At 52.5% G+C, this 13,236-nt stretch carries 11 protein-coding genes; 3 read left to right on the forward strand and 8 right to left on the reverse strand.

The genetic code is table 11. The features are described 5' to 3' along the window. Positions 1–10 precede the first annotated feature (10 nt). Both fur and fldA read right to left on the reverse strand, forming a co-directional pair. Entirely contained in the window at positions 11–460 is a 450-nt protein-coding gene (fur, locus tag KKH3_RS05070) for a ferric iron uptake transcriptional regulator (protein WP_039356497.1), read from the reverse strand. A 329-nt stretch (positions 461–789) separates the two neighbouring features. After that, a complete protein-coding gene (fldA, locus tag KKH3_RS05075) occupies positions 790–1,317 on the reverse strand; it encodes a flavodoxin FldA (RefSeq protein WP_039356499.1) in 528 nt (175 codons plus the stop codon). A gap of 886 nt (positions 1,318–2,203) precedes the next feature. On the opposite strand from fldA, the gene KKH3_RS05080 reads away from it, so the two are divergent. Next, on the forward strand, positions 2,204–3,871 hold the full coding sequence (locus KKH3_RS05080) for a methyl-accepting chemotaxis protein (RefSeq protein ID WP_039356501.1): 1,668 nt from the start codon (positions 2,204–2,206) through the stop codon (positions 3,869–3,871). 115 nt (positions 3,872–3,986) lie between these two features. Here KKH3_RS05080 and ybfE read toward each other — a convergent pair whose 3' ends face one another. Both ybfE and ybfF read right to left on the reverse strand, forming a co-directional pair. Next, entirely contained in the window at positions 3,987–4,268 is a 282-nt protein-coding gene (gene ybfE / locus KKH3_RS05085; RefSeq protein ID WP_039356503.1) for a LexA regulated protein, read from the reverse strand. Between the two features lie 289 nt (positions 4,269–4,557). Beyond that, entirely contained in the window at positions 4,558–5,325 is a 768-nt protein-coding gene (ybfF, locus tag KKH3_RS05090; protein WP_039356505.1) for an esterase, read from the reverse strand. Positions 5,326–5,743: 418 nt separating this feature from the next. Here ybfF and seqA point away from each other — a divergent pair, with 418 nt between their 5' ends. Together seqA and pgm are read left to right on the forward strand one after the other, a co-directional pair. Further along, entirely contained in the window at positions 5,744–6,280 is a 537-nt protein-coding gene (gene seqA / locus KKH3_RS05095; protein WP_039356508.1) for a replication initiation negative regulator SeqA, read from the forward strand. 246 nt (positions 6,281–6,526) lie between these two features. Then, positions 6,527–8,170, forward strand: a complete 1,644-nt coding sequence (pgm, locus tag KKH3_RS05100) for a phosphoglucomutase (alpha-D-glucose-1,6-bisphosphate-dependent) (protein ID WP_039356511.1) — start codon at positions 6,527–6,529, stop codon at positions 8,168–8,170. A gap of 307 nt (positions 8,171–8,477) precedes the next feature. Here pgm and KKH3_RS05105 read toward each other — a convergent pair whose 3' ends face one another. From KKH3_RS05105 to kdpC, 4 genes are all read right to left on the reverse strand, one after another. Further along, positions 8,478–8,906, reverse strand: a complete 429-nt coding sequence (locus KKH3_RS05105) for an EamA family transporter (RefSeq protein ID WP_039356513.1) — start codon at positions 8,904–8,906, stop codon at positions 8,478–8,480. 82 nt (positions 8,907–8,988) lie between these two features. Beyond that, on the reverse strand, positions 8,989–9,669 hold the full coding sequence (kdpE, locus tag KKH3_RS05110; RefSeq protein WP_039356516.1) for a two-component system response regulator KdpE: 681 nt from the start codon (positions 9,667–9,669) through the stop codon (positions 8,989–8,991). A gap of 5 nt (positions 9,670–9,674) precedes the next feature. Beyond that, entirely contained in the window at positions 9,675–12,422 is a 2,748-nt protein-coding gene (kdpD, locus tag KKH3_RS05115; protein WP_039356519.1) for a two-component system sensor histidine kinase KdpD, read from the reverse strand. Between the two features lie 227 nt (positions 12,423–12,649). Continuing rightward, the gene (gene kdpC, locus KKH3_RS05120; protein ID WP_039356524.1) at positions 12,650–13,225 is read right to left on the reverse strand and encodes a potassium-transporting ATPase subunit KdpC; all 576 of its coding nucleotides are present in this window, start codon (positions 13,223–13,225) and stop codon (positions 12,650–12,652) included. Positions 13,226–13,236 lie beyond the last annotated feature (11 nt).

Below are 13,236 nucleotides of genomic sequence, written 5' to 3' on the forward strand. Positions count from 1 at the left end.
GTCGATTTATTTATCGCGTGGAATCGTGCAGGGTTTCATCCTCTCGGCAATCCCCTTCACTGCAATGCCCATAGAGATACAGACTGTGGTTGGACAGTTTGATGCCGTGTCTTTCTGCGATCTCACGCTGACGCGCTTCGATAGACTCATCGCGGAATTCAATGACTTTGCCACAGTCGAGGCAAATTAAGTGATCGTGATGATGCTGCTGCGTCAATTCAAAGACGGATTTTCCACCTTCGAAGTTATGACGAGTGACGATACCCGCATCATCAAACTGGTTGAGTACGCGATAGACGGTAGCAAGACCAATCTCTTCGCCCATATCAATCAGTTTCTTATATAAATCTTCCGCACTGACGTGATGGCAGACAGGGTCCTGTAACACTTCCAGTATTTTCAGTCTTGGAAGAGTGACTTTCAGGCCGGCCTTCTTTAATGCGGTGTTGTTGTCAGTCATGCGGGTTTAATCCTGTTGCTTACTTATCAATGGAGGCTGCCTAGCCTATGACATCGGTCGGCTCAAAAAATGCAAAAGCGTCTCAATTATAGAACCGCGCATACAAAATGAAAACAAGCGAATGTTAACAATATTGTCCCTATTCACACTATTGGTATACAACGCAATTCGTTGTTGGTGAATGAGGAAATGATGATGCACGTACAAAGCCGATGGGATTATTGTACAGGTTTACTGATAGAAGTTAAAAAAATGTATCAATTATTATGAAAGGTTTTACCTATCAATACTGTTTTGGCTCTGATAGCGCTTATCAGAGCCAAAATGGCTTAGCCAACCAGCTCTTTCAGGTTCAGCTCATCGCTGATCTGGTTCACCCACGTTGTCACGCGTTCGCTGGTCAGTTCAGGCTGACGATCTTCATCGATAGCCAAGCCGATGAAGTGATTGTCGTCGGCGAGTCCTTTAGAGGCTTCAAAGTAATAGCCCTCTGTTGGCCAGTGACCGACAATCGTCGCGCCGCGTGGCTCAATAATGTCACGGATGGTGCCCATGGCATCACAGAAGTATTCTGCATAGTCTTCCTGATCGCCGCAGCCAAACAGAGCAACCAATTTTCCTGTGAAATCCACTTCTTCCAACGACGGGAAGAAGTCATCCCAATCGCACTGAGCTTCACCGTAATACCAGGTTGGAATACCCAGCAGCAGAATATCGAAACCTTCGAGATCTTCTTTGCTGCTTTTAGCGATGTCATGAACATCAGCAACGTTGGTGCCTAACTGCTGTTGAATCGTTTTGGCGATGTTTTCAGTGTTGCCAGTATCACTGCCAAAAAATATTCCGATGAGTGCCATGAATTGAATAACCTCTTGATTCCTAATGGTATGGTGTAATATTTCACCCACTTATCTGTTAATAATAACAGACACTCACATCGGGAGAAACTCGTATCGGTAAGGATGCGTAAATCAAGAGTATGTGAAATGCGAAGGTAAGTAAGAAAACGAAAACATCCCTACGGAGACTAAAATCCCTATGATAAATAGGGATTATGCTCTCGGTCTGAGATTACGCGCACATTTCCTTAATGGTGTTGAGGTTATTTATTTATAACTGCGTTTCATTTTTTATGAATTCACTTTTTATTTTATTTTTTGTTTCGATTGTAATTAAAAGCAGACTTCTGTTTGTGAAGAATAAAAATCACGGAGCGGTACATTGCTATTCGTGGGAATTAAAGTGCTTACAAAAGATAATGTTTTTATAGAATTAAGATTTTGTAACATTTCTTGGGAATATTCTTAATTAATGAAAATAAGAACTATAACCATTTGCAACTGAAACGATGCAAGTGTTAAGGGAAGGTTTTATTCTTTTGATGTTAAAGAATAAAATGAAATTTCATTCAAGTTGCCTTTTCACCTAATCGCATATTCATGCCAACGCACGCAGGACGTGGGTAAACGATGTATTCGTTTGCAAGCCTATGATTAAAAGACTCATATCTATAAAAATAGGTGCGCTTATTCTCAATATGAAAAATTATATTAAGAAATATAGCGAGAGCGCTAAATATTCTCTGTGTTTAGCCGATGAGTTAGCGTGGTTTTTGAGTTTTCAACTCGGTGAAATGTAAACACTAGGGAGAAGTGACTTGTTTCATGGTGTGAATTTTCTGATTCATATCGGTTGATTAGCGATAAAAATCTTTTTAACCATTTTCCTGATTTGGAGTAAACAATGAAACTTATAAAAAATATTGCTATCAGAACCGCTATGCTATGGGTGCTGGGCATTTTTTGTATTCTCTGGGGGGGCGTATCGATATATACCATGTTCTCTTTTAAGGAGATGACGGCGACCTCGAAAACCAGCACCTTGCTGGTTCAGAACATGAATTTTATCAACCAGGGTAACGATCAATATTTCCGTATGGTAACCCGTCTGGCGCGTGCAGTTGACGCTCGTCGCAGCGGTGATAATGCCACCGCAGATAAAGAGCAGGCTTCTGCACTTGTCGCGCTGGATAAACTGAAGTCTGATTTGGTGGCGTTTAATGCTATCGATCATGCAGGTTTGGATGCTGCGCTGGTACAGGCCGTTAGCCGTGATTGGGATAATCTGGTTACCCAAGGCGTTGAACCACTTTACCAGAAGGCCGCTGCCAATGCGCTGGATGACTACCAAAATCAGGCCAAAAACGTTGTGCCGCCATTGAGCCGTCAGTTTGGCGCTTCTCTCTCCGCATTCAGTAAAGCCAGCGCGGAAAAATTCGATGCGGCGGGTGTCCGTTTTGAACAAATCACCACGATTGGACAGAACATTTTGCTGAGCGGGTTGGTTATCGGCCTGATCATGCTGTTCCTGACCGACCGCTATCTGGTGGTGTGTCTGGTTCGTCCGTTAAATGACCTGCGCTATCACTTTAGCGTGATTGCTTCCGGCCACCTGGGCAAGCCAATCCTGGACTTCGGTAACAACTGCGTGGGTCGCCTGTTCCCTCTGCTGCGTGAAATGCAGGGGAGTTTAGCCAGCACGGTTAGCACGATCAGAAACAGCACGGATTCCATCTATCAGGGCGCTTCTGAAATTGCCGCAGGCAACAACGATCTGTCTTCACGTACCGAAGAGCAGGCTTCCGCGTTGGAAGAAACCGCAGCGAGCATGGAGCAACTGACGGCGACGGTGAAACAGAATGCCGAAAACGCCAACCATGCCAGCCAACTGGCATTACAAGCCTCTACAACGGCGAAGAAGGGCGGTGAAATCGTTGAGAACGTGGTGAAAACCATGGCGGAAATCTCCGGCAGCTCAAGAAGAATCGCAGAAATCACCACTGTGATTAATGGCATTGCGTTCCAGACCAACATTCTGGCGTTGAACGCGGCGGTAGAAGCCGCGCGTGCAGGCGAGCAAGGGCGTGGGTTTGCTGTCGTAGCGGGTGAAGTACGCAGTCTGGCGCAGCGCAGTGCGCAGGCGGCGAAAGAGATTGAAGGGCTGATTTCTGAGTCTGTTCGCTGTGTAGATACCGGTTCCAATCTGGTTAGCGACGCGGGTGACACCATGCAGGATATCGTCCGTGCGGTGACTAACGTGACGGATATCATGGGTGAAATTGCCTCTGCCTCGGAAGAGCAGAGCAAAGGGATTGCGCAGGTTGGTCAGGCTGTGGCGGAAATGGACAGCGTAACGCAGCAAAACGCCGCGTTGGTTGAACAGGCCTCTTCGGCAGCCTTGTCGCTGGAAGAGCAGGCGGCGCTGTTGAACCAGACTGTGTCGCTGTTCCAACTGTCCGAGACGCAGTCAGGGCTGCAAGTGGCGGCAAAGCCGGTGCAGAAAGCGCCAGCGATTGCACCGCGTGCAGCCAAAGCACTGCCACCCAGTAACGACAACTGGGAAAAATTCTAAGCGTCGTTTTAAACCAGGGTAGTGTGTTTAAGCTTGGTTGAGTGTTCAGGCGGCGTCAGGAATGGCGCCGCACAAGATGTGAATACTGCATTATGTGAATATCGCGTTAAGCCAATCAGGTCTGTTGTTCGGCCAACTGTGCCAGCAGCATCTCTTCAATCAATTCACTGCGGCTAATGTTCCGCTCTTCAGCAAGGCTGTTCAGGATATCGACGGCGTCGCTGTTAATCTTTAATTCAACACGACGCAAGCCACGAACTTTATCGCGACGTAGTTGATTACGCTTGTTGATTCTTAGTTGTTCGTCACGCGTGAGCGGGTTGGTCTTGGGGCGGCCCGGACGACGCTCGTCTGCGAACAGATCCAGTGTGGTGCGATCCGTTTGTTCTTTTGCCATAAGTAATGATACTGCAAGGTATTCGGACCAAAATACACGGCGCTGCCGTTTTGCTCTACAGATAAAACCGATGCCTATCATCACCCTGTTACGGGATTGTCAGGTTGCGGTTTTCTATCTATGAAACATGTCGGGGAGTTATGCGTGCATTCTGATGAAGTGGTTACAATGCTTGTGGCTGAATCAGCCGTCCCTCTACTGCGAGCGCCATCATACCCTAGCCGCACTGGCGGCGACAACGGTTAACTGCCGCCGTTATCATGAATCCGCCAGTGTCAGTGTCGTCTGGTTAATTCGTGTCCAGAAAACGATGGATTGCACGCAAAACTGCATCGGGCTTTTCTGAGTGAACCCAGTGTCCAGCACCGCTGACCACATGGGCACGCGCCGCCGGGAATTGACGCAATAGCGAATCGCGGTAGCTATCGTCGAGATAGGGAGAATCGCCGCCGCGAATGAACAGGATTGGCCCTTGCCAGGCCGGAACCTCTTGCCAGCCGACGATGTTTTCGTACTCATCCCACAAAACAGGTACGTTAAAACGCCACTCTCCCTGTTGGAAGGATTTCAGCAAAAACTGAATCACGCCGTCTTCTTTTATATGTTGTCGCATTAATGCTGCCGCTTCCGTGCGTGATGTCAGGCCAGCTTCCGTTACGGCACGCAGCGCGGTGAAAATCGTGTCGTGGCGACGCACCTGATAATCCACCGGCGCGATATCAATGGCAACCAGCTTGTCCAGCCGCTCGGGAATGAGTGCGCTGAGCGCCATGGCGACTTTTCCGCCCATCGAATGTCCAATAACGATAGCGCGTTCGATATTCAGTTCATCCAGTAATGCCAGCACATCCTGCGCCATCGCAGGGTAGTTCATTTGCGATGAACGTGGCGACAAACCGTGATTGCGTAAATCGATTTGCAGAATATCATGCGTGTTTTGCAAATCCCGGCCCAATACGCCAAGGTTATCTAATGTGCCAAACAGGCCATGAATCAGGACGACAGGGAGCTTATCTGTGGGCTGGTGCGCATTTTGCCAGCGATGATTCAATTTCATGGTGAAGTTCATTCAGAGAGACATGGGCTTAGGGTATCATGACTTTAGAATCAATGTTGTCACCGAAGGAATCGATACATACCCTAAATAATTCAAGTTTCAGGCAGGCGGCAAGCGAAGGAGTCCCGATGAGCTTACTGGAGTCAGTGATTCGGGTGACAAATCTGCCGGGAGCAGATTTGAACGCAGCCAACGTACATGCAACGTGAAGTATGACGGGGATAGCACTTGAAGAGATGTGAAAGACATTGGGGCATAGTCTGACTTTTGGTATTGTCCCACTATGCCGCTGTTCGATAACGTTTGAACGCCTGTATAATCCTTTTGATTTGAGTCATCTACCCAGAGGTGTCGGGTTACAGAAGGGAAATGTCTCTGTAATTTGCACGATAATGGGTAAACACAGCACTGGATAAAGATGAAAACTATTGAAGTCGACGAAGAGCTTTATCGTTATATTGCCAGCCACACACAGCATATTGGTGAGAGCGCATCGGATATTTTACGGCGCATGCTGAAATTTACCGCTGGGCAGCCTGTCACCGCACCTGCGGTAGAGGCGACGGCAACGGCGATGTCTCAACCTGCCGCTGCACCGAGCCCGCGCGATCGGGTACGAACCCTGCGTGAGCTGCTGCTGTCGGATGAATACGCTGAACAGAATAAAGCCATCAATCGCTTTATGCTGGTTCTGTCCACGCTGTATACCTTATCGCCGCAGGAGTTTGCTGCCGCGACAGAATCCCTTCATGGCCGCACCCGCGTCTATTTCGCGGGCGACCAGCAAACGTTGCTTCAGCATGGCACACACACCAAGCCCAAACATATTCCGGGCACGCCATACTGGGTGATCACCAACACGAATACCGGTCGTAAACGTAGCATGGTTGAGCACATTATGCTGACGATGCAGTTCCCAGCGGAACTGACAGAAAAAGTGTGCGGAACCATCTAATTATTGATCTATACCCTAGATAATTCGAGTTGTGTGAAGGCGGCAACCGCACGAATCTCCAGGATCTTACATAAGTAAGTGATTGGGGTGAGTAAGGACAAATTGGCTTCGCCGATTTGAACGCCGCTTGCGGCGGCCCTTCAGGGCGAGGCTCAGAAATGAGCTGAGTATTGCCAAGGCACAAGCAGCTTGAAGTATGACGGATATATTAACTACTTATCTAACTAGTGTTAGGGAGAAGCGCCAATGGCTAATCACCCAAGGGCCGGACAGCCTGCCCAGCAGAGCGATTTGATTAATGTGGCACAGTTAACGTCACAATATTATGTGCTGCGCCCGGAAGTCGGCAACACAGCGCACGCGGTGAAATTCGGTACGTCTGGCCATCGCGGTAGCGCGGGGCGTCATAGCTTTAATGAACCGCACATTCTGGCGATTGCGCAGGCGATTGCCGAAGAGCGTAAAAAGCAAGGCATCAGCGGTCCGTGCTATGTCGGTAAAGATACTCACGCACTCTCCGAGCCTGCGTTTATCTCCGTGCTGGAAGTGTTGGCTGCCAACGGCGTGGATGTGGTCGTTCAGTTGGATAATGGCTTTACCCCAACGCCTGCGGTGTCTAACGCGATTCTGGTTCACAATCGTCAGGGCGGTGCGCTGGCGGACGGTATTGTGATTACGCCGTCCCACAACCCGCCTGAAGATGGCGGCATTAAATATAATCCGCCGAACGGTGGCCCGGCAGATACCAACCTCACGAGCGTGATTGAGACGCGCGCCAATGCGCTGCTGGCAGATGAACTGCGTGGCGTGAAGCGTATTACGCTGGATCAGGCGTTGAAAAGCGGACACGTCCATGAACAGGATCTGGTTCAAGCCTATGTAGAAGGGCTGGCTAGCGTGGTGGACATGGCGGCGATTCAACGCGCGGGTCTGAAACTGGGTGTCGACCCGCTGGGTGGTTCTGGCATTGCCTACTGGCAGCGTATCGCAGAGCACTACAAGCTGGATTTGACGCTGGTTAACGATGCCGTCGATCAGACATTCCGCTTTATGTCGCTGGATCACGACGGTGTGATCCGTATGGACTGCTCGTCAGAATTCGCTATGGCTGGGCTGCTGGCGCTGCGCGACAAGTTTGATCTGGCGTTTGCCAACGATCCTGACTATGACCGCCACGGTATCGTCACGCCTTCTGGGCTGATGAATCCGAACCACTATCTGGCGGTGGCGATCAACTATCTGTTCCAGCATCGTCCACAGTGGGGACAGTCTGTTGCCGTCGGCAAAACGCTGGTATCCAGCGCAATGATCGATCGTGTGGTCGCTGATTTGGGTCGTAAGCTGGTGGAAGTACCGGTGGGCTTCAAATGGTTCGTTGACGGTCTGTATGACGGTAGCTTTGGCTTCGGTGGTGAAGAGAGTGCGGGGGCTTCTTTCCTGCGTTTCGACGGCACGCCGTGGTCGACGGACAAAGACGGCATCATTCTGTGTCTGCTGGCGGCGGAAATTACCGCCGTGACGGGTAAAAACCCACAGCAGCACTATGATGAGCTGGCACAGCGCTTTGGCGCACCGAGCTACAACCGTATTCAGGCTTCTGCGACACATGCGCAAAAAGCCGTTCTGTCCAAGCTGTCACCTGAGCAGGTATCGGCCAGCACGCTGGCGGGCGATCCCATTACCGCACGCCTGACTGCCGCGCCGGGCAACGGGGCGGCGATTGGTGGCCTGAAAGTGATGACGGAGAACGGCTGGTTTGCCGCGCGTCCTTCTGGTACGGAAGAAGCCTACAAGATCTACTGTGAAAGTTTCCTCGGGGCGGAACACCGCGAGCGAATCGAGAAAGAAGCGGTAGAGATTGTCAGTGCGGTTCTCGCAACGGCTAAATGAGTGGAAAGGCGCTGCTTGCAGCGCCTTTCCGACTGCTGACAAAGTCCGCAGAGCGGATGTAACGGATAGATCGTAAAGACGCTGCAAGTACGTCCATGTAAGCTCGGGTTGGGCAGATATGAATCTCATCCCTGAGATTCACCCTTGCAGGGCCGCCGCAAGCGACGTTCAAAAACGTTCCTGACGTTTTTGTCCCTGGCGCAAACGCTTTACTCTTCTATTCCGTTACACCCGTCTTCATTCGGCAAATCGGTTTTTCAACGGTCTGCTTTTTTAATCTTGCACGGACAGAAAACGTAGCACGCCTTTATCCCAACGCGACCAACAACGCTCCCACGGAAATCAGCGCAACGCCAGCTCCTGCCATCAGCGAAATTTTTTCTCCCAGCAGTATGACCGCCAGCACGACGGCGAAGACCACGCTGAGCTTATCGATCGGTGCGACCTGAGCGACGTTACCGTTCTTCAACGCGACAAAATAAAACAGCCACGATAGCGCACCTGCAACACCGCTGAGCACAATGAACAACAGCGCTTTCTTATTGGCGACAATCTCCCCGACCAGCGCCAGCTTACCTTGCGCGACCACCACGCCCACCAGAAAAAGTGCCATGATGACGGCACGAATCGCGGTCGCCGTATTGGCGTCCAAATTCTGCAAACCAATCTTGCCAAATATCGCGACCAGCGCGGCGCACACAGCAGACAGTAAAGCGTAAATTAACCAACTACTCATGACGACGTATTCCTGAAGAAATGACAAGCGCGTACCGCAGGAGAGATTCTCCACGGACGTCGCCTGATACAGAAAGATGATTTTACGGCATAAAACGATAGCCGATAGCGGTTTCTGTCAAGAGATGACGCGGTCTCGCCGGGTCGCTTTCCAGCTTCTGGCGCAGGTGCCCCATATAAATGCGCAAATAGTGACTGTGCTCGACGGCGTTCGGCCCCCAGACCTGCGTCAGCAGTTGGCGCTGTGTCAGCACTTTGCCGGGGCTGGCGAGTAACGTTGCCAGCAGGCGGAATTCGATAGGCGTCAGGTGCAGTTCCTGACCATCACGATTGACCTGTCGGTTAAGCAAATCAACGGTGATATTACTGAAACTCACCAGCGGCGTTTCCTGCTGTGTATTACTGTGGCGACGCAGCGCGACGCGCAACCGTGCCAGCAGTTCGCCGATGCCGAACGGTTTTGTCAGATAGTCATCGGCACCGGCATCCAGCGCGTCTATTTTATCCTGCTCGTCGGTACGGGCAGACAGCACAATCACGGGCAGGCTGCTCCACTGACGTAAATCGCGGATGTAGTCGATACCGTTGCCGTCCGGCAGGCCCAAATCGAGAATAATCAGATCGGGTTTACGCGTGGCTGCCTCCAGCAAACCGCGTTGCATCGTTTCGGCGTCAAACACGCGACAGCCTTCGCTTTCCAGCGCTTGACGAACAAAACGACGGATCTCTTTTTCATCTTCAACGATCAGAATAGTGGCCTGCAATGGATTCAGTGCTCCTCAATATCTTCTGGTGCGAGATCCGGTGGTGCCGATAGCGGTAGCGTGAAATGGAAAGCGGCACCGCCGTTTTCTGCATTCGTTGCCCAGATACGGCCACCGTGAATTTCCACAATTGCCCGACAAATCGCCAGCCCCAGCCCCACGCCGGGAATCGATGATTCTTTGTGACCGCGGGAAAATTTATCAAAAATCATGCTTTCCTGGCCGTGCTCAATTCCCGGACCATTGTCCCGCACGATGATCTCCAGCGCGCTCTCCTGTGCATCGGGTTGCGAGGCTGTGCTCTCTGAAGTAACGCTTGCTGAAATCACTATTGTGGCCTGTTCGCCAGCGTACTTCAGCGCATTCTCCAGCAGGTTAATGAACACGCGTTCCACCAGCCCGGCATCACAATAAACCAGAACCATCTCGTCAGGTAGATTAACCTGAATGGTGTTTTTTGCCAGTGCGCTTTCCAGCTGTTGCAGGGCACTGCCGATAAGCTCCTCCGGCGTTTGCCACTCTTTGCGCAGGTTAAAACCATCCGACTGAATGCGCGCCATATCGAGCAGATTATTCACCAGTCGCGTGGTGTTCAAAATGTGCTGGCGAATCTGGTTAGCCTGTTGGGCATAAGGTGATCCCTCGCTTGCCAGATTCAATGTCAGGATTTCTGCCTGACCAAAGAGTACGGTCAGCGGTGTACGAAGGTCGTGCGAGAGTGCGGCGAGCAGCGAGTTACGCAACTGCTCACGTTCGGCGTCCAGCCGGGCATTTTCCGTACTTTGCATCAGATGCAGACGCTCCAACGCATTGGCAATCAGCACGGTAAAGGTTTCCAGCAGGCGCTGCTGTTCAGGAATCATCAACTGCCGAGCGTTATTAGGCTCGATCGCCAGAACGCCGAAGATTTGCTGCGTGGTGGCGAGCGGCAGGATCTGATACGACACGCCGGGCAGAGTGGAGGTTCCCGCTCCGGCCGGTGCGCGGTGATCGACGCTCCAGCGGGCGATAGCATGATCGACAATCAACTGTTGATTATCCCGTGCGGGCTGCGCGATCTCGGGTGACGTATGATGCAGGCTGTCGGTGAGCAGAACCGCGATCCTGGCCTGAAACGTCGTGCTGAGAAAATGCTGGCTGGCTTCGACAATATCGGTGCTGGACAGGCTACGGTTCAGCGCTTTGGACATCTCATACAGATGGCGGACGCGCTGCTCGCGATAGCGGGCGACTCTGGCCTGATAGCGCACGCCGGCGGTCAGATTACCGACCAACAGGCCGACGCCGAGCATTACGGCAAAAGTGACCAGATATTGGGCGTCCGATACGGCAAACGTGCCGCGCGGCAGGATAAAGAAGAGATCGAAGCTGGCAACGTTGATGACGGCAGCGAATACCGACGGCCAGCGGCCAAAGAAGAGGGCGACCACCACCACGGCCAACAGATAAATCATCACCAGATTGACCGGTTCCAGCATGGCAAACGGCGACCACGACGCGAGCAGGGTGATCAAGGCGCACAGCAGCGTTGCCAGTCCGCAGCCGACGAGCTGCATGCGCCATTTCTCTACCAGCCCGCGGGCATCAGGCGTTTTAATCGGTGCGGCTGGCGTATCATCCTGCACGGCCACCACGACCAGATCGAGATCCGGCCCCAGCCTGCCAAGCCGTTCGGCAAAACGCGTGCGCCACCACCAGCCAAAACGCTGCTCCACATGGCGACCAATGACGATTTTGCCGAGATTATGCTCACGCGCATAGCGCAGGACGGCAAGCTCTTCGTCGGGTTCGGATAGCGTAACGGTTTCTGCACCGAGATCCTGCGCCAGCTTTAATGCTCGCAAGATGGCGCGCCGCTGTGGCTCGGGCAAACGGTGTAGGCGCGGCGTTTCGACGTAAACGGCGTGCCAGGCGCTGCCCAGCCGTGCCGCCAGCCGCGCTGCCGTACGCACCAGTTTTTCATTGCCCGTGCCGTGGCCGATGCATAACAGAATGGCATCGCGCGTATGCCAGACCTGCTCGCGGCCTTTCCCGGCACGCATGGCGCGCATTTGATCGTCAACCCGATCCGCCATGCGCCGCAGCGCCAGCTCACGCAGGGCGATCAAATTGCCTTTACGGAAAAAATTCTCGACGGCACGCTCGGCCTGAAGCGGCAGATACACTTTGCCTTCATTCAGGCGCTGGCGCAGATCGTCCGGCGGCAGGTCCACCAAAATAACTTCGCTGGCCTGATCGAAGATCGGGTCTGGCACGGTTTCTCGTACGCGAATTCCCGTGACGCCACCGACCACGTCATTCAGGCTTTCCAGATGCTGAACGTTCACTGTGGTCAAGACATCGATACCGGCATCGAGCAGTTCCTGCACGTCCTGCCAGCGTTTGGGATGACGAGAGCCGTTAACGTTGCTGTGCGCCAGTTCGTCAATCAGAATCAGCGCCGGACAGCGCGCCAGTGCTGCATCCAGATCGAACTCAACCGTGTGGCGACCGTGATGGCGAAAGTGCCTGAGTGGCAGCAGCGGTAAACCCTCCAGCAGCGCGGCGGTCTCGCTGCGGCCGTGGGTTTCGACCACGCCGACAAGAATATCTAATCCCTGTGCCCGCAGCCGCTGAGCTTCCTGCAACATAGCATAGGTTTTCCCGACGCCTGCGCAGGCACCAAAAAAGATCTTCAGCTTGCCACGCGGCGGTGCACCGACCTGAGCCAACAGGCTATCGGGATCCGGGCGACGATCTTCACCGTCAATCATGTTCTATCCCTTATTGGCGCGGCCTGAACCGTGGTCAGGCCGCAGCAAAGACGGCGGGGAGTCTGGCTCCCCGTATATACCCTAAATAATTCGAGTTGCATGAAGGCGGCAACCGCGTGAATCCCCAGGAGCTTACACAAGTAAGTGACTGGGGTGAGTAAGGGCAGCCAACGCACAAGCAGCTTGAAGTATGACGGGTATAATGATTAATAGTAACGCACTGTCGATTAAGGCAGGACTTTTTCCTTATCCAGCGCCAAATTCAGCAGCAGGACATTGACCGTCGGTTGCCCAATGAACGCGGGCTTACTCGTTTCGGTAAAGCGATCGATCAATTGCTGTACCTGCTGGAGCGACAGCCCTCTGGCCTGCGCGATGTGGAGCGCCTGATAGCGTGCCGCCTCTGGGGAAATCTGCGGATCCAGCCCGCTGCCGGAAGCCGTCAATAGCTCGGCAGGTACAGGTTGCTGATGACCGACAGCCTGATGCCAGTAAGCGGCACGTTCACCGATCAGTTTATCCAGTGCCGGATTGCTGGCGGCTAAATTGCTACCGCCGGATGCCAGTGCGTTATACGGCGCATCTGACGTGGCAGAGGGGCGTCCCTGGAAATAGCCCGCCTTGCTGAATGCCTGCCCAATCAGGGATGAGCCGACGACGGCATTCTCACGGTAAATCAGCGATCCATTTGCCTGTGTGGGGAACAGCCACTGTGCCAACACCGTTGTCAGTAGCGGATAGGCCAGACCGGTAAACAGCAGTAGTAATAAGAATAAAAACAAAGAAGAACGTAAATAGCGCATAGCGTATACCC

The organism is Pectobacterium actinidiae (assembly GCF_000803315.1).
Lineage (GTDB): Bacteria > Pseudomonadota > Gammaproteobacteria > Enterobacterales > Enterobacteriaceae > Pectobacterium > Pectobacterium actinidiae.